The organism is Halobacillus litoralis, assembly GCF_004101865.1.
GTDB classification, from domain to species: domain Bacteria; phylum Bacillota; class Bacilli; order Bacillales; family Halobacillaceae; genus Halobacillus; species Halobacillus litoralis_A.
This window is the reverse complement of record NZ_CP026118.1, coordinates 2,698,511-2,716,198: the sequence shown is the minus strand read 5'-3', so window position 1 is coordinate 2,716,198 and position 17,688 is coordinate 2,698,511. Positions and strand designations below refer to the sequence as shown.

Genomic DNA, 17,688 nt, shown 5'->3' with positions numbered 1-17,688 from the left:
CTGCTTACGAAAAGGCATTTTGTCCCAGCAAAGGTTTGCTTAAGACCTCGAGGGGCTTGGCGCTGGCGCTGGAGCTGGATGGAGCTTATATTGCATTTGATATCCACTAATTTCCTGAACACAAGAAAAAAGAGACATGCTTTCAATCATCTAAGCATGTCTCTTCCCATCCTCCATTATTTTTCCATCAAAATCCCTGCTTCTTCAAGAGCAGCTTCCGCTTCATCTAAGGCTTCTCTACTGTCAGATGCAATGGTATGGGTATGGATTCCATCTGTCAGCTCTAATAGAAAGGAGGCCTGAGTAGAGCGGACTTGTTGGATGAACTTCTTCACATCACGGCGATTGGAAATTCTAAGTTGAGCAGTTAAATCGCCGTATATTGGATGCTCCACGACTACGTCCTGAACATGAACACCATGATCGACCAAGATGTTCAATTCCTTTTCCGTTTCTTCTCCTGGATGCTGACAGACAATCGTCCGTTGAAAGGCCAAATCTTCTTTGGCATCTGTCATGTACATGTAGCCCTGACTTGTAGCTACAATCGGCTCGTTTCTTGCCTTCAACAAGGATACATCCCCAACAATGACTTGCCTTGTAACTTTCATTTCTTCAGCTAAAGAGCTCCCTGTAACCGGCTCTGCTCTTTGTTTTAATAAAGATAAAACATGTTCTCTTCGTTCGTTCGCTTTCATTTTCTTAGAAGATTGACTCATTTGAATGACCCCTTCGTGCGATTTACGTAAGAATATCTTATCACAAACTGCAGGAATTCCATAAGAGGATAGGAAAATACTCTCAAATTTATTGGAAGCCTTTCAACTTCCATTGTTCAATGGAAAAAGTGCTCGTACCTAGTGATGTGAACAAAATATGTTCATCTTCGGCTTGTGGGAAAATTCTTGAGGTGAGGACCTCTTCCCCTTCGTTCACAAAAACTTCCAAAGAAGAATGATCGATGAACAGACGAAGACTTTTCAATTCTCCTGCCAATTCAACTCTTCGGAATTCTGTTTTTTGATTCTCTTCAAAATGAGGCCTTGATAACGTAAGAATTCCATCTTTATAGCTCAGGGAAGCGTATTGGAACATTTCAATCGCGAACTGATTTTCTATCTCATCGAATTCTAAGTTCAATTCAATGGACTTTCCCTCAATTCCTCTGACCGCTTTCTGATCATTCTCTATGGTAATAGATGAATGGAGTATGACCGGTCCTCTCATTTCTTTCAGCTCATCTAAAGGGGTCTGGATAAGCTGCTCCCCGTTCCATGTCAGTTCTCGAGGAATCGTTAAACAATGGATCCAGTGGTTTTCGATTGTGGGCTGGGCCTGTTCGTATTGGTCAGGCACTCCCATCCAGCCGATCAGGATTCGCCTCCCTTTTTCATCAAGAGTTGTTTGAGGGGCGTAAAATTCAAATCCCCTGTCTAATTCACGAAAATCTCCATGATTCAAACGAACTTTTTCGAAATCCAAAGAACCGGCGAAGTAACCGCTTTGGTACGTATTGGCAAATTGCATCCCCTCGGCTTCGAGCCCTTGTGGAGAAACAACCAGGATATGCTTTCCATCCAGTTCAAATAAGTCTGGGCATTCCCACATATAGCCGAACCCTCCAAGATTTCCTTCACCGCTTCCTGTAACCACTCCAAGGTGTTCCCACTCTGAAAAGTCCTCTGATTTGAACAGAACGGCCTTCCCTTGCAAATCTTCACTTTGAGCACCTACGACCATATACCATGTGTCTCCTTCTTTCCACACTTTAGGATCCCTGAAGTGGGACGTATAACCTTCAGGCAAATAAACGGAAACACCTTTCTTCTCAAAGTTCACCCCGTCTTCAGAAACTGCCACGCATTGGTATGATTCCCGTTCTCCCTTTTCATCTTTAACATTACCGGTATAAAACAAATAAAGATGATCATCATGAGCAATTGCACTTCCTGAGTATACTCCATTTTCATCAAACCAATCGGAAGGAGTAAGGGCGATATCTTCATGTTTCCAATGGACGAAGTCCTCCGAACTATAATGTCCCCAGAACTTGGCTCCATGATCAGTATCAAAAGGCATCCATTGATAAAAAAGATGGTATGTCCCTTTCCATTGGATAAAACCATTCGGGTCATTCAGAAGGCCCACTGGTGCCATATGGTGATAATTCAAACGATAAGGATCCGCTTCTACCTTATCTTTATACTTTTCTATTTCTTCATTAGCTAATTTACGTAATTCAAGATCGCGTTCAGACAAAATACACCCTCCTATCTCAAATATCCTTCTATTTCTTCCCGCGTCGGTAAAGCTGTCATAGCCCCTTTAGTAGAGGCGGCCAAAGCTCCTGATACACTGGCAAAACGCGTGATTGCCTCTAAGTCAGTAAGAGACAACTCTGTAACAGGCTGCCCCTTTTCACTCATTTGATAAAGTATGGCAGAAACAAAAGCATCTCCTGCCCCAGTCGTATCAACAGGATCCACTTTCATCGCGGGGATGTGGGTTTGGCCTTCTTTCGTAAACACGTGGCTTCCTTCTCCACCCCTGGTAACATATAAAACAGGAATATTGTAATCTGTTAATGCTTTGACACCAGCATCGATATCTATTTCCGCAGTTAAAAACTCAAGTTCCTCTTCAGAAATTTTCACAACGTCCGCTTCTACCAGCATGGAAAGAATCGTTTCTTTCGCTTTTTCTTCAGAGGGCCAGAGCCCTAAGCGCAAATTGGGATCGTAGGATATGATCAGTCCGTTCTGTTTCGCTCGCTCAACAGCAAACTTCGTAGCCGAGCGAGCTGGTTGATCAATCATAGAAATCGACCCAAAGTGGAAAAGGTTATGGGAATGGAAGAGGCTTTCTTCCACTTCTTGTTTCTCAAGGAAGCGGTCGGCACTCGGGTTGATATAAAAATCGAAGCTGCGCTCCCCTTCCTCGCCTAATGTGACGAAGACCACACCCGTCCTCACATCTCCGGTCAAATGCATATATTGTGTATGTACTCCGTAACCAGTAAGGGTTTCCTTTAAAAACCGACCGAGAACATCATCACCGACCTTACCTAAAAACGTCGCCTTTGCACCGAGGCGTGCCAGACCTACAGCTACGTTAGCCGGTGCCCCACCAGGGCTTTTTTGAAAATTGACATTGTGGGCATCAAGTGGAATGAAGTCGATCAATGCTTCTCCTAATGTTATGATTCCTTGTGTCATTTCCATCATCCTTTCGCAAATATGAAAAGAGGTCCCTTCACCCGCCTCCTTAGTCTGCTCCCATTATACGTTTTTCGCCAAGTGGATTCCAATCGAAATATTAACGGTTATTCCATAAACGGTCAGAATACTTGAAAACATGATTTCGAGGCTTTTATTGAGATTATAGGGCTACGGGGAACAATTCGCTTTCCGCGGGAGCGCGATGAGCCTCCTCGAGCTAATAACGCTCTGTGGGGTCTCATCCTGCACTCTTGTCCCGCAGGAGTCTCCTTGTTCCCCTCCGCCCTTACCGTATAATTTTCTCGAAATCGTATTCATTCAAGCATCTTTCTAAGTATAGAGAACTCTGCGCGTATACTATTTTCATAGCGTTTTCCAACTAAGAAATCCCTTCTACAATAAGTCGGTTTTGAGAATTTCTTATGGCAAGGGTCGTTTGGGAAGGGTGAGACTCCCGTGGGAGCAGGGGGTAGGCGAGATCCCGCAGGGCTTTTAAGCCCGAGGAAGCTCGCCAGTTCCCCCACAGGAAAGTGTTCAAAGGTGGAATTGCCCTGGGAGACACGACTAGCATAAGCAGAACATTAACGGAATGTGCTTTTTCATTCCTTTGATGTTCTGCTTATGTCGCGAGTGTCTGGGCAATGTAACTGGAGGAATCCTTCCCAAGCGACCCTTTATTCCATACAAACATCTCGAAACAGAGTGTTAAGGAAAAGGGGGGCTTTTATGGAATATGGGGATGGACTTAATTAGAAAAAGACCTAAAGCAAAGAATTCTCTGCTTTAGGTCTTTTTTTATGATTTCGTTTGCAGTGTTGCAATAGTGGATTGTCCAGCCTCCGCCCCATCACTGTATGAAGGCTCAAAGCTATCAACAATATCATCATAGTTTGTGATGACAACCGGGGTAATCGTACTCTTAGCTTTCTCATTTACCAAGTTCATATCGAAGGTCACCAATCGGTCTCCGGCATTGACATGATCTCCTGTTTTCACATGACCCTCGAAACCTTCACCTTCCATAGATACTGTTTCTAACCCGATATGAACTAGTACTTCTACACCTGATTTCGTCTTAACACCGACAGCATGATTAGTAGGAAACAGTTGGACGATTTCACCTGAAACCGGCGCAACGACCTTTCCGTCTGTCGGTTCCACAGCTACCCCGTCTCCCATCATACGTTGACTAAATACTGGATCATCCACTTCATCCAAGGAAACGACCTTCCCACTTACAGGAGCAACAAGCTGCTCTTCTACACTTTTCTTACCGAATAGTTTCTTTAACATACTGCACCGTCCCTTTCTTGAATTCACCTTTTATTATTTGATATTTCATCTTTGTTCATCATCATTGTAGTACTACTTTTCCCTACGTAGAGATGGATAAACCCTTGCTGTCAGTTAACGGATTTTTCTCAACAAAAAGAAGCCGGGGGACGCCCCGGCTTCCAACATTTAAGTAGTTATTTAAGATTGCAGTGCCTGATTCATATCATGCCAAATATCTTCTACAGCTTCAAGGCCTACAGATAAACGGATAAGCGAATCACCTATTCCCATTTCCTTTCTCTTTTCTTCTGGAACAACCGCGTGAGTCATTGTGGCTGGATGCTGTATTAATGTTTCTGCATCTCCCAGGCTCACCGCAATTTGAATGAGTTCTAATCGATCCATGAAATTTTGGGCTTCGGACTTCGATCCTTTTAATTCGAATGCGATGACCCCTCCCCCCGTTTTCATTTGTTTTTTGACTATTGATTTTTGCTCGTGGTTTTCCATCCCAGGGTAGTAAACATTTTCGACTCTTGGATGTTCCTTAAGTTTTCGAGCGATCTCCGCAGCATTAGAACTGTGGCGATCCATCCTGATATGAAGGGTTTTTATACCTCTTAACAACAACCAGGCGTCAAAAGGGGAAAGGACGCCGCCGATATCCTTTTGCTCAGCCATTGCGAGGGCATTCATGAATTCTCCCTTACCAACGACAAGACCGGCAATGACGTCCCCATGCCCACCGATATACTTCGTCGCACTATGGATGACGATGTCGCACCCTTTTTCCAATGGGCGTTGAAGATACGGTGTGCAGAATGTATTATCAACGACGACAGGAATGCCGTATTCCTTAGCGACCTGCGCGACCATAGATAAGTCGACCACCTTCATCGTGGGATTAATCGGTGTTTCAATAAAAATACAAGAAGTGTTCTTATTAATCTTATTTCTTAGTTCTTCTTCAGATTCCATAAAACTGAAGTCGTGTGTAATGTCATATTTTTCTTCCAGCATTTGAAGGAGCCCATAAGTACAACCATATAGACCATTTGAACATAGGATGTGGTCATTCGCTTTCGTCATAGCGATAAGTACAGCACTTACGCCCGCCATTCCTGAGGCGAAGGCCAACCCTCTTTCGCCACCTTCCAAAACAGCTATTCGCTCTTCCAAGGCTTTGACAGTCGGGTTTCCAAGTCTAGAATATATATAACCTTCTTCCTCACCGGCAAACCTGCGTGCACCCTCTGCAGCTGATGAAAAAGAGAACGTCGATGTCTGATAAATCGGCATCGTCAAGCTCCCATGGACATCACGTACCTTATGTTCACTGTGGATCATGGATGTTTCCATACTTTTAATGTTTTCTTTCACGTCTTACTCCCCTTTGCATTTTCTGTAAGCGTTTTCATTTAATTTTAACAAAAGAAGGAGCCAACGTCCTCCTTCTTATTTACTATATTCTATTTCTTGCTTCGAGTTCGGCTGGACCGTTCTTCCGTGTAACAAAATGTATAGGAAAACCGCTCCGAATATTATGAATGAACTGTTGAAATATAATGAGGAAAAACCGATTCCTGTTGCAACAGCACCTACCACATAGGAACCGATTCCCATCCCTATATCAAATATGGTGAAAAAGGTGGCTGTAGCTGCACCTGCGCGATCCGGAACTTTTTTCAGAGCAATGGTTTGAAGGCTAGGCACGAGCGTTCCCCACCCTAAGCCGATCAGTCCACCGGCGACCAGCAGAAGCAGGGAAGTTTCCGCAAAGCTCAATACGAACATCCCTACACCAAATAGAATAATGGAAGGAATGACAATGACATTCTCCCCATACTGATCAAACCACTTCCCTGTAAAAGGTCGGGAAATCAAGAGAACGAGAGCATATATTACAAAGAAATAACTAGCAGCCTCCTCAAGGCCAAGGTTGTTCGCATACACCGATACAAAGGACAAAACACCGGAATAAGTAAGCGCTAATACAGCTCCTGTCAAAGCTAAAGGGATGACAGGCTTTTCAAGAAGCCCATTTAAATTCGGGATGACACTTTTCTTAGTAGAGGATCCTTTTTCAGGCACCTTGATCATAATTCCTGACAAAAAGGCTACAGCTGCAAAAAACAAGCATACAAGAAACATGAACATGAAATTCACGGACTGGATAATCGTCAACCCTAAAAAAGGACCGATGACCATAGCGAAATTCATTGACATGGCAAAATAGCCCATTCCTTCCCCTTTACGTTGCTCAGGAATAACATCTGCTGCTAACGCTCCAAGGACAGTAGTCCCCATTCCGAATCCAAGACCCTGTATGAAACGAACAACAAGCAAAAAGCTGAATGCATCAAAGAAAAAATACAATCCTGAGCTAATCAGAAAGATGCTCAATGACAAAATAACAACAGGTCGCCTCCCAATCGATTCCACCCATTGTCCTGTAAGCGGACGTATCATGATAGCAGCTAACAAAAAGAGGGTTATTATCAATCCAGCTTGTCCTTCTGCTACTCCGACCTCCTCGATAGCATAAATAGGTAAGGTCACAAACATCAGATAAAAAACCAAGAACACGAAAAAATTACTGAGACATACATTGAGAAAGCTCTTAGTCCAAAGGGGCTGTTTCGCGGCAGCATTCATCAGCTTCCCCTCCTTTCTTCAGAAACCATACGAGATAAGGACAATACGTGTTCTTCTAAAGCCTTCTCCCCCGTTGTCCCCAACTTTTCTAATAAGCGTTCCTCAGCTTCTCCGATAGCTTTCCGCCAAAAAGGATATCTTTCTTCTCCTTTTCTTGTGATGGTGATGTCATTTGTGCGCTGATCTTTACTTTTATTTTTTTCAATGTAACCGAGCTTTACCAGTTTCTGAATGACTCTTGATAATGGCGGAGCTTCGATATTGAGGCGCTCCTTAAGTTCTGCTTGAGTCATACACCCGTCGTTGGATTCCAATTGAAATAAAACAGCCCAGTGGGACATGTAGATATCTTCTTCTTCCAAAGATTCATTTAAATATTTGTTTAAGTCTCTCGATAATTGTTGGATACGATGAAATAATAGTGTCAATCTTACGCTCTCCTTTTTCATTACCTAGGTAACGTTATACATAAAAATAGTTGCTCCCTCATTTATAGGAAGCAAACATGAATTAGATTACCACTATTATTGATGCCTGTCCACTATGTCGCACTTTCAGTGAAATGCTCTTGATACAATTGATCTGTCCACGCAATTGCCTGCCCATAAATTTCAAAAATCTCAGTAAAGCCCACTCCTCCGACGATTAAATGACTTTCCAGTATTTCAAAGTCCGCCTTTTCCATCCCAATTACCATATCAAGTATTTGCCGGTAAATATTTTCAGTTCCTAGCAAGGCTTCTTTTATAGCTGTATCAAGGGGCAGTAAGTTAATGACTTCACCCACGGGCTTTTGAGTGATCACATCGATCAGAGACATGAATCCCGTAAGAAAGAAACCATCCGCCTTTGCTTTTGTCCTAATACGGATGGCTATTTGTTCACACATCTTCGCCCTTAGTAAACTGGTCTTTAAAATTAATTGTGTTTTTGAAGAAGTGACGGGTGCCGTCTGTTCTACTGATAAAACATACAACCATTTTTTCAAAGACTCAGTACCTAAAAGCATAACGGCTTGTTTGATGGATTGAACAGGCACCTTTACCCGGTATTGAGATGAATTGATCAGACGCAGTAACTTGTAGGTTAAAGCTACATCCTGTTCTAGAATTTCCGTTACCTTTTCAATGTTGACCTCTTCCTCAGTAGCTGATAATTCTTTGATCATCTGAAAATAAGTACCTGTATAAAAAGGAATCTCCAACCCTTTAACGATCAACGGTTTACTATAGTAAAAACCCTGGAAAAGTTCGAATCCTTCCTCCTTACACTGGTGATGTTCTTCTCTCGTCTCCACTTTTTCAGCTAAAAGCGTGAGGTTGAAGTCCTCAGTCAAGCGAATGATTTTCCAGCGGTTTTCTTTCGTAACAGCTCTGATGTCCACCTTCAAAATATCTACATATGGGAGAAGTTCATACAGTGAAGCCCTGTCCAAATCTATAACGTCATCAAGAGCGATCAGGTACCCCTTCCCTTTCAGCTCCCGGCACACCCTGATTAAATCAAGACTGAAAGAAACGTGCTCCAGTATTTCAACGACCAACTGTTGCGGATTGAAGTATTCGGGAACTTTTTCAAACAGCAGATCTTCTGTGAAATTGATGAAGCAAGGTTTATTCTGGGATAAACGTTCCAAACCAATCGTAACAAAGCTGTTCATCAATACTTCAGATGTCGCTTGATTGGCATCAATTGGAACAAACCGGTTTTCTTCACTATTCCGGTACAAAAGTTCATAAGCATAAACCTCATCGTTCACGTTCAAGATCGGCTGTCGTGCCACAAATACTTCCATTCTCAGCTGCCCCCTTTCACCATACATAATCAATGCCTCAATTATACTATAAAGGTGAAAAGTTGTTAATTTTCCATGCTCCCTATACATGAAATGTAAGAGAAAGGAAAGAATGAAAGGAAAGAGACACACAGGAGGGAAAGTATGGAACATCATCAGAAATGGACTCGACCAGAACCATTGTGGCGTGAAGACATGGCACTACCAACTTTCGAAACCTTGAAGGAAGATTCAGCAACAGAAGTGGTGGTTGTAGGTGGAGGTATCACCGGGATCACTACTGCCTACTTGCTGGCAAAGGAAGGCAAACAGGTCACACTCCTGGAAGCGGATCAGCTCCTCAATGGCACAACAGGACATACAACTGCCAAAGTGACGGCACAGCATGGTCTTATTTACCATGAAATAATGAAACATTTCGGCGAAGAAGAAGCCGCCTTATACTATCAAGCTCAAATGACAGCCTTACAAAAAGTAGAAGAGCTGATCAATAAATATGAAATCGATTGTGACTGGACAAAAGAAGATGCTTACTTATTTGCTACAACAAATATTGGAGCACAAAAGTTAGAGAAAGAGTATGAAGCGTATCAAACATTAGGGATTGAGGGGGAACTTGGTGAAACCCTACCATTTTCTATTGAAACCACTCGTTCTTTAAGCATGAAGAACCAAGCTAGATTCCATCCCCTGAAGTATTTATCTGCCCTTGTAGAAGAGTTCACTAAACTAGGGGGAGAAATTTATGAACATACGAAAGCGACAGATGTACAGGAAAAGGATAAAGTGGAAGTCATGACAGGAGATGGATTTACAGTGGCTTGTGAAAAAGTCATTTCTTGCAGTCACTTTCCCTTTTACGATGGAAAAGGTCTTTATTTCAGCAGGATGTATGCCGAGAGATCTTACCTTCTGGCCATCGAGCCGGAAAAAGAAGTTCCAGAAGGAATGTATTTATCAGTAGATGAGCCAAAACGTTCGATCCGGACTGCGCACTATAATGGAACACCTCTCTTACTGATTGGAGGGGAAAGCCACAAAACCGGCCAGGGGGTTGACACCTCTTTTCATTATAACGCTCTAGAAGAGTTCGCCGCTGAAACATTCGGTATTAAGAAGAAGCTGTTCCAGTGGTCTGCACAGGATTTGACCACATTAGATAAAGTCCCTTATATCGGCCCCATCACAAGAAATAATGATCGTGTATTTATTGCCACCGGCTTTCGGAAATGGGGGATGACAAACGGCACGTTAGCTGCCCAGCTGATTTGTGACTATGTCACAGGAGAAGACTCCCTTTTTCATGAGCTGTTCAAGCCGACAAGATTCAAATCAGATCCGAGTATGAAGCATTTTCTTTCACAAAATTTCGATGTCGCCACTCATCTTGTGGAAGGAAAGTTAGAATTGGTCAGCGACCGTCCTAAACACTTAAAGAAAGGTGAAGGTATGGTCGTACAGTGGAAGGGAGAACGAGCCGGCGCCTATAGGGATGAGGAAGGGAAGCTCCACGTACTTGATACCACTTGTACACACATGGGGTGTGAAGTCGAGTGGAACAGTGCCGAACATACTTGGGATTGCCCGTGTCATGGTTCCCGATTCTCTTTTAATGGATCAGTGGTCGAAGGACCAGCTGAACAACCATTAATGAAAATAGCTATTCAGGACAAAAATGATGCCCCAATACAAAACGCCGGGGATGATTACGATGAAAATCAAGAATCCTTTTAAGCGATCCGATACTATCACCATCTAAAGTGCATGACCCTAAAAATGGGTCATGCATTTTTTCTGTTTCTCCTTTAAATAGGTGATATAATGAAGCGTATGATTTAACATCCATATCCCTTTTGAAAGGATCCTCAGCATGATCAATGATCAAAAATCAGGCGTACTTTATACAGCCGGCGCATATATTCTATGGGGCTTGCTTCCGATCTATTGGAAGCTCATCCAGCAGATCCCCGCTTTTGAAATTCTTGCCCACCGTATCGTGTGGTCTTTCGTCTTTATGAGTTTGATAGTTATCCTGGCAAGGAAACGGACCGCTTTCATAGAAGAATGCCGGTATATTTTTAAAAGCAGAAAAAGAATCCTAGGGATTACACTTGCTTCATTGGCCATAAGTATCAACTGGGTCACCTACATCCTGGCAGTCAATACAGAGCATGTAGTGGAAGCCAGCCTCGGGTATTATATCAACCCACTTGTGAGCATTTTACTCGGGATGATCGTATTAAAAGAAAATTTTTCAAAGGCACAGTGGCTGGCCTTCTTATTAGCAGGTCTAGGGGTTCTCTATATGACCATCAACTTCGGGTCTGTTCCCTGGCTTGCGATCTTACTGGCATTCAGTTTCGGTGCCTACGGATTGCTTAAGAAGCTTGTACCTTTGAACGCCATGTTCGGATTGACCATTGAAACACTTATCGTTACACCTGCTGCCTTGATTTTCTTATTTCAACAGCAAAGCGGTCAATGGTCAGAAGTGAGCATACTATCCCATACAGCATTTGTCGTCTTGGTGCCGGGGTTGTTACCGCCGTCCCCCTACTGCTCTTTTCAGCCGGGGCTAAACGTATCCCATTATCGATGGTAGGTTTTTTGCAATATATCGCTCCGACCATCATGCTCATAATTGGTGTGTTTTTGTACGATGAACCCTTCACAGAAGTTCACATCGTTTCGTTCACACTCATTTGGGCAGGGCTGGCTGTCTACACAGTTACTCGGATGAAGCGCCTGAAGAGATATGAAGCTAAAGCTAGTTAGTACTGAAAAACGCGAGAGCCATGGTATAGCCTGTGGCCCTCGCGTTTTTCTTTTTACCAGCTTAAATAAGCAGCTGCATCTTTTCCTGATAGATAAGCACTTTCAAACCTGGTGCGTCCAGCTTCATCGTTTGAACGCAAGAAGGCATCTCCTGCAACAACTAAACGGCCATCTCCGGATAAATCAATATAAGACTGTTCTATGGTTTTCTTAGCTTGTGCATAGCGCCAGCGTTTCAATTGTTCAGATTCGAGAGTACTCCACTCAAGATAGAGTTCGGTTTTTTCTTTAATCAATGAATGAACATAGTCTTCCCCATAATATTTCCTGGACCAGTCCCCCTTCATATAAACACTGACTATTGTATCTTGGGAAATTCCTTTTTTACGATGGTCAACGATACGCTCTACTCCTTCAGGTAAGTCCAGATCCAAGTGCCCGTTCTCAGGCAGGTTCGTTGTATGATTAAAGTGATAGATTCCGACATAAGTGGGTTCAAAGATGATCTCTTTCAAGCGTTTAAGCTCTGCTGTTACGATATCCAGTTTACTGTTTTTCAACAGTTCGACTACTTGAGGTGTGGGCATCGTCAACAATACTTTATCCGTCTTCCACTCTGACCCATCTTCACTATAAACATGATAGCCCCCATCGATTTCTAACAGTTTCACTACTTTTGTATGTAAAGATGTATTGATATCTGAAGCCAGGTGCTGAGCTAATTGGTTCATTCCATCGATTGCTGTATAACGAGGGTAGCGATCGCCAAACCATTGCTTTATCCACCCTCGATTCAGCCACTCTTCTAATTCTTCTTCCAACTCTTCTGTCCGAACTGTAAAGAACTGTGCTCCATGGTCCGCTTTTCCATCCGCCACCCGTCTAGTGGCTAAACGGCCGCCGACAGATTTTCCTTTATCCGTCAAAAGGAAGTTCGTTCTGCCTTGCTTGATTAATCGCCTTGCAGCAGTAATGCCAGCCATCCCTGCACCGATAATCGTAATCTCATAATGCTCCATCCCGACACCTCCATATCATTTTATTCATTTGTTTCCCTGATTATATGAAAAGAACACCCTCAGAATGTGAGGATGTTCTTATTTTACCATCTAAACGATTACAAGAAAGGGACAAAATGCGTAAGTTTCACCGCTCACGCTTTATTCGGCTGCCCTTTTTTCTTTTTACGGAATTTCGTCAATGTTTCATAAGCTAATGGGACGATAAGCAAGGTTAATAGAGTTGAGCTTGCCAATCCGCCAATTACTGTCACACCAAGACCTTTACTGATGATCGAACCACCTTCAAAGCCTAATGCTAATGGCAGCAATGCACCGATTGTAGCAAGGGCTGTCATCAATATCGGCCTTAACCTTGTCATCCCTGCATCCAACAAGGCTTCTCTAGTCGATAAACCTTCTTTCTCTTTATGGATGACTCGGTCAATGAGAACAATTGCATTGGTAACAACTATTCCGATCAACATCAAAGCACCGATCATCGCAGAGATACTAAGTGTTTCACCACTGACCAGCAACCCGAGTACGGCCCCGATGATGGTAAATGGCAAGGAGAACAATATGGCTAATGGTGCCAATCCGCCTCCAAAGAAGACGACGAGAATCAAATAAACGATGGCAATCGCAGCAAGCATCGCTAAGCCTAGTTGGGAGAATGACTCTTCAATATCTTCAGCTACCCCACCTTGAGTGATTTCCACCCCGGCTGGCGTCTCGATATCTTGGACCATCTCATTCACCTGGGTAGAAACCGCTCCAACATCATCGACTGTGATTTCAGCACTGACACTAGCATAAACACGTCCATCTCTTCTGGTGATGGTATCAGCTGTCGTACCCTCTTCAATTTCGACAACTTCATCAATGGCTACTGATTGCCCCGTAGGTGATTGGATTTCTCGTTTCGTCAAGTCTTCAACGCTCGAGATATCTTCCTCTTCTACTTCTAAATAGACATCTAGTTCTTCCCCGTCCTGTTCAACAGTCGTTACTACCGGCTCCTCTCGGTTCTGGTTCAATTCCATGCCGATTTGTGCTGCTGTCAGACCAAGTTGACTCAAACGTTCGTGGTCAGCGACAAGCGTATATTCCTCATAGGATTCAGATAAACTCGAATCCACATTTCTCAAGTTTTCTTCTTCAGATAGCAAAGCTTCGACCTCAGAAACCACTGGTTTGATCTCGTCCACACTATCACCAAAGATACGCAATTCTAATCCACTGCTTGAACCTGCGCCAGAGAAGTCTTGATTTGCCCACTCACCGCGCTCTGTCTGTTCATTTAACCCATCAATTACAATTTCTGTTTCATCAGAGAATTCCTCTGTGTCATCTGCATATTCCACGTAGAACATTGCTTGATTGGATGCACCAGGGCTCATCGGGTTCTCCCCGCCAACGGAATATTGAACGTTTTCCGTCCCTTCCCGTCCAAGGAAATATTCTTGAGCTTCTTCAGCAATCTCTTCAACGTCGTCCAGCGTCTGACCTGGCTCTGGATTATACGTAGCCATTACCATTTTTTGCTCCTGTTCAGGAAGAAAGCTTGTTCCGACTAAAGGAACCAATGCGATACTTCCAGCGAGCACAAGCACAGCTACTATAGTAGAAATTATTTTATGATCAAGCGTACGTGTCAATACTGTACGGTACCAGCCCGCCATTTTTCCTCCGCTTTCTTCATGAGGCTGCTCTTTTATTTTGGCTTTTTTCAAAAGCAGGTGCGATAACATCGGCACAATGGTAACCGCCACAAGCAAAGAAGCAAGCAAAGCGAAAACCACGGTAAGTGCAAATGGTAAAAAGATCTGCCCTACCGTCCCTTCTACCAGCCCTAATGGCAGGAATACCGCAATTGTTACAAGGGTGGAAGATAAAATCGGCATGAACATTTCTCTTGTCGATTCACGAATCAAATGTTTCCCTTGCAGTTCTTCACTTGATAACGACATCCGCCTGTATATATTCTCGACGACTACGATGGAGTCATCGACCACACGTCCTATAGCAACCGTCATTGCTCCTAATGTCATGATATTCAGCGTAATATCCATTTGATTCAAGAATAAAATCGCAATCAGCAAGGATAGCGGAATAGAAATAACTGAAATCAAAGTCGTTTTGATGTTACGCAAAAACAGTAAAATAACGATAACCGCAAAGATTCCACCAAACAATGCTTTGTTCAGCATCGTGCTGACAGATTCTTCAATCGGCTCTCCCTGGTCAAAGGAGTAAACAAAATCCACTCCGTCCAACTCATCCTGGAAAGAAGCTGTTTCTTCTTTGACACTATTAACAACATCAACCGTATTTGCCTCTTGAGTTTTTACGATTTGGAGGGAAATTGAATCTTCACCGTTTGTGCGGGAAATCGATTCTGCTTCTCCTACTACCTCAATATCAGCGATGTCACCTAAAGCAACAGTCGGAATCCCTTCTGATTGAACCATTGACTGGGGGATGTCCGACCCGGTTTGGCCTGATGTCCCTTCAGACCCTTGTGGTGGTGAAGCTTCTCCCTGGCCTCCTGCAGATTCTTGAGAGGGTATCTCCGCTCCAGATTGTCCAGGCATCTGCCCTGCACCACCGGAATTGGGTATGGCAGGCAACTGTAGCTCTTTCAATTCCTCTACACTCGTCACATTTCCATCTAAAACGACAGACTTTTGGGTATCGTCAAAGGTGTACAAACCTAGAGGGAAAGAAACATCCGAGCCTTGAATCAAGCTGGTAATCGTTTCCGCATCCAACCCACGGTCACTCAGCGCTTCTTCATCTAAATCAATTTGGACTTCTTGAAGCTGTTGACCAGACACTTGAACATCGGCTACACCTTCTAAACCTTCTAATTTCGGTACAATTTGCTCTTCTACCGTCGACGTCAATTCTTCTAGTGACCCCTCTCCGTTAAGGGCACTTAAGCTGACAACGGGGAATGCATTGAAGTTCAGACGTGACACTGAAGGCTCCTGAGCATTCTCCGGTAAAGAAACTTGCTCAACTGCATCTTGCAATTCATCCTCTGCTTCATCTAAACTTTTATCAAAGCTGTATTCCAGCTGGAGTGAAGAAGCGTTCTGATATGAAGTCGAACTAACCGTCTTGACTCCACTCAAATTACTCACTTGCTGCTCTAATGGCTCTGATAATTCATTAGCTACCTCTTCAGGAGTAGCTCCCGGATAGACCGTCGTCACCGTAATGATCGGTGGCTCTATATCAGGTATAGTCTCCAGTTTCATATTCAATCCTGCATACAAGCCAGCAGCAGTGATTAAAATAGTCATTAACCATATGGCAAATTTATTATTCATCGAAAAGTCGATGATTCTTTTCATAATACTCTCCCCTTCAATTGACCGATTAGTCACAACCAAATATAATATAAATGACCAACCAGTCATAGGTCAAGGGGAAATCGTTAAATGTGTGATTCTTTCCAGGAATGAAGGAGCGGAAATTATGGACCAAAAATCAATATATATCATAGAACAGTCCATCAAACTGTTTGCCAAAAAAGGCTTCAGCTCAACGTCTGTTCAAGAGATTGCTAAGGAATGCGGAATATCAAAAGGCGCATTTTATCTTCACTTCAAAACTAAAGACGCCCTTTTATTTGAAATCTTCAATTATTATTACAATCGCATCCAAACCAAAATAGAAGAGATTCAAAACCTTGATGTCGATGCTCGCACTAAATTCACAAAACAATTACAAGTGACATTTGAAGAACTTGCCGATCACCGCGAGTTCATTATTATGCAAATAAGGGAACAGGCTATTCCATTCAACGAAAATATCGATGGTTTCCTTAAACAAATGCGACTGAATTCTTACTTATTTTATAAAAAACACCTTTTGAACATCTATGGAAGTCACGTCGAGGAGACAATTTGGGAAGTGAGCTTTTTATTGCAGGGAATCTTTAAAGGATATATGGATTTAATCATTATCGAGGGTGCCGATTTAAACTTCGAAGTTTTGTCCAAAGCGGTGTTGCGACGCACGGACTTTATTATAGAAGGCTTTGAACAAAGTGGTGACCAACCAGTCATTAATGATGAATTCATACAAAAAATCATTCCTGAGGCGTTAGAAGGTCATGGAAAAGATCTTCTCCTATCGAAGCTTCAGGAAATCCGAGCAGATGACGATCAAGAAGTACAGGACACAGTTGCTGTGCTGCTTGAAGAAATGAACCGTGAGTCTCCTCGCACGGCTATATTGAAAGGGATGCTGACAAACCTAGAAAAAAACAAACATTATGAAGGTTTCGTGTCTGAAGTACGCTCCTTTTATCAACTTTGAGTTAAATTGCTGGAATCGCTACGATGAAAGAAATCCTTTAAATAAATATTGTAATCAGGAAATGCAGGCAAAACGATTGAACGGCTTTCGCCATAGAGTGAAAGCCGTTCAATCGTCATTGTCTGATTCAATATTATCGGCAGGAGGCCAACCACTTCCTACGCTGAACTTTTTATACTTTTTCAGCTTCTAAGATTTCATCCAGTATCGGGTAAACAGCTTCCACCCCTTCTTCAGCTACTAAACAGGCCACGCCCAGCGGCGTTTCCCAAAAAGAATCAGGAATATAAGGATTTTTCAGTCCGGCAGGCTGGTAAAGAGAGCGATAAATCCGATTCAGGTGCTGCCTGGTAACTTCTTGATCTTCTCCATTCTCCCCACGTGCCACAAGGAAAACATAACGCATTGACTGAAACAAATTATCGCCAGGCATGAATGTATATTCTTTAAAGAATTTCAATTGTTTTTCTGCCTTCTCTTTTAAACCCGATTTGACTGCCAAATCTTCAAGGTGCTCATTTAAATGCCGGTACACGAGTTGGAATATTCTCCTTTTTTCATCCTGCATGACCCGGTCTGTATAAATCTCTTGCAGTTTCTCATAGGCTGATTCTTTTGACCATTCCATTCCTTATCACCT

13 protein-coding genes and 1 pseudogene are annotated in these 17,688 nt (G+C 43.0%); 3 read left to right on the top strand and 11 right to left on the bottom strand.

Features of this window, described 5'->3' with window-relative positions:
- Positions 1-176: 176 nt before the first annotated feature.
- From HLI_RS13685 to HLI_RS13650, 8 genes are all read right to left on the bottom strand, one after another.
- The gene (locus HLI_RS13685) at positions 177-719 is read right to left on the bottom strand and encodes a transcription repressor NadR (RefSeq protein ID WP_128525481.1); all 543 of its coding nucleotides are present in this window, start codon (positions 717-719) and stop codon (positions 177-179) included.
- A gap of 88 nt (positions 720-807) precedes the next feature.
- Positions 808-2,262 (bottom strand): glycoside hydrolase family 32 protein, encoded by a 1,455-nt coding sequence (locus HLI_RS13680; RefSeq protein WP_128525480.1) that lies wholly within the window; start codon positions 2,260-2,262, stop codon positions 808-810.
- Between the two features lie 8 nt (positions 2,263-2,270).
- Positions 2,271-3,215 carry a carbohydrate kinase family protein gene (locus tag HLI_RS13675; protein ID WP_206659615.1) on the bottom strand — a complete coding sequence of 315 codons (945 nt, stop codon included), beginning with the start codon at positions 3,213-3,215 and terminating at the stop codon, positions 2,271-2,273.
- A gap of 798 nt (positions 3,216-4,013) precedes the next feature.
- Positions 4,014-4,511, bottom strand: coding sequence for a PTS sugar transporter subunit IIA (locus HLI_RS13670; RefSeq protein WP_128525478.1), 498 nt, complete (start codon positions 4,509-4,511; stop codon positions 4,014-4,016).
- 180 nt (positions 4,512-4,691) lie between these two features.
- The gene (gene megL / locus HLI_RS13665; RefSeq protein ID WP_431357369.1) at positions 4,692-5,873 is read right to left on the bottom strand and encodes a methionine gamma-lyase; all 1,182 of its coding nucleotides are present in this window, start codon (positions 5,871-5,873) and stop codon (positions 4,692-4,694) included.
- A gap of 75 nt (positions 5,874-5,948) precedes the next feature.
- On the bottom strand, positions 5,949-7,148 hold the full coding sequence (locus tag HLI_RS13660; protein WP_128525477.1) for an MFS transporter: 1,200 nt from the start codon (positions 7,146-7,148) through the stop codon (positions 5,949-5,951).
- Complete coding sequence (locus tag HLI_RS13655) at positions 7,148-7,576, bottom strand: MarR family winged helix-turn-helix transcriptional regulator (protein ID WP_164908563.1); 429 nt, start codon at positions 7,574-7,576, stop codon at positions 7,148-7,150. Before HLI_RS13655 ends, HLI_RS13660 begins: the two co-directional genes overlap by 1 nt.
- Positions 7,577-7,689: 113 nt before the next feature.
- A complete protein-coding gene (locus tag HLI_RS13650) occupies positions 7,690-8,943 on the bottom strand; it encodes an EAL and HDOD domain-containing protein (RefSeq protein ID WP_128525475.1) in 1,254 nt (417 codons plus the stop codon).
- Positions 8,944-9,087: 144 nt separating this feature from the next.
- Between HLI_RS13650 and HLI_RS13645 the strand changes: the two genes are divergently transcribed.
- Together HLI_RS13645 and rarD are read left to right on the top strand one after the other, a co-directional pair.
- Positions 9,088-10,677, top strand: a complete 1,590-nt coding sequence (locus HLI_RS13645) for an FAD-dependent oxidoreductase (protein ID WP_128525474.1) — start codon at positions 9,088-9,090, stop codon at positions 10,675-10,677.
- Positions 10,678-10,804: 127 nt separating this feature from the next.
- A pseudogene (gene rarD, locus HLI_RS13640) lies at positions 10,805-11,718 on the top strand (EamA family transporter RarD).
- Positions 11,719-11,771: 53 nt separating this feature from the next.
- On the opposite strand, the gene HLI_RS13635 reads toward rarD, so the two are convergent.
- Positions 11,772-12,737 (bottom strand): NAD(P)/FAD-dependent oxidoreductase, encoded by a 966-nt coding sequence (locus HLI_RS13635; protein ID WP_128525473.1) that lies wholly within the window; start codon positions 12,735-12,737, stop codon positions 11,772-11,774.
- 134 nt (positions 12,738-12,871) lie between these two features.
- A complete protein-coding gene (locus HLI_RS13630; protein WP_128525472.1) occupies positions 12,872-16,078 on the bottom strand; it encodes an efflux RND transporter permease subunit in 3,207 nt (1,068 codons plus the stop codon).
- Between the two features lie 124 nt (positions 16,079-16,202).
- Between HLI_RS13630 and HLI_RS13625 the strand changes: the two genes are divergently transcribed.
- The gene (locus HLI_RS13625; RefSeq protein ID WP_128525471.1) at positions 16,203-17,048 is read left to right on the top strand and encodes a TetR/AcrR family transcriptional regulator; all 846 of its coding nucleotides are present in this window, start codon (positions 16,203-16,205) and stop codon (positions 17,046-17,048) included.
- A gap of 172 nt (positions 17,049-17,220) precedes the next feature.
- On the opposite strand, the gene HLI_RS13620 is transcribed toward HLI_RS13625, so the two are convergent.
- On the bottom strand, positions 17,221-17,676 hold the full coding sequence (locus HLI_RS13620; protein WP_128525470.1) for a hypothetical protein: 456 nt from the start codon (positions 17,674-17,676) through the stop codon (positions 17,221-17,223).
- Between the last annotated feature and the right edge of the window lie 12 nt (positions 17,677-17,688).

Bases quoted from the DNA above. Each gene is read 5' to 3' on its own strand.
- HLI_RS13645 (WP_128525474.1), top strand. From the start codon at position 9,088: ATGGAACATCATCAGAAATGGACTCGACCAGAACCATTGTGGCGTGAA.
- HLI_RS13650 (WP_128525475.1), bottom strand. From the start codon at position 8,943: ATGGAAGTATTTGTGGCACGACAGCCGATCTTGAACGTGAACGATGAG.
- HLI_RS13630 (WP_128525472.1), bottom strand. From the start codon at position 16,078: ATGAAAAGAATCATCGACTTTTCGATGAATAATAAATTTGCCATATGG.
- HLI_RS13660 (WP_128525477.1), bottom strand. From the start codon at position 7,148: ATGAATGCTGCCGCGAAACAGCCCCTTTGGACTAAGAGCTTTCTCAAT.
- HLI_RS13685 (WP_128525481.1), bottom strand. From the start codon at position 719: ATGAGTCAATCTTCTAAGAAAATGAAAGCGAACGAACGAAGAGAACAT.
- HLI_RS13670 (WP_128525478.1), bottom strand. From the start codon at position 4,511: ATGTTAAAGAAACTATTCGGTAAGAAAAGTGTAGAAGAGCAGCTTGTT.
- HLI_RS13675 (WP_206659615.1), bottom strand. From the start codon at position 3,215: ATGACACAAGGAATCATAACATTAGGAGAAGCATTGATCGACTTCATT.
- HLI_RS13620 (WP_128525470.1), bottom strand. From the start codon at position 17,676: ATGGAATGGTCAAAAGAATCAGCCTATGAGAAACTGCAAGAGATTTAT.
- HLI_RS13635 (WP_128525473.1), bottom strand. From the start codon at position 12,737: ATGGAGCATTATGAGATTACGATTATCGGTGCAGGGATGGCTGGCATT.
- HLI_RS13625 (WP_128525471.1), top strand. From the start codon at position 16,203: ATGGACCAAAAATCAATATATATCATAGAACAGTCCATCAAACTGTTT.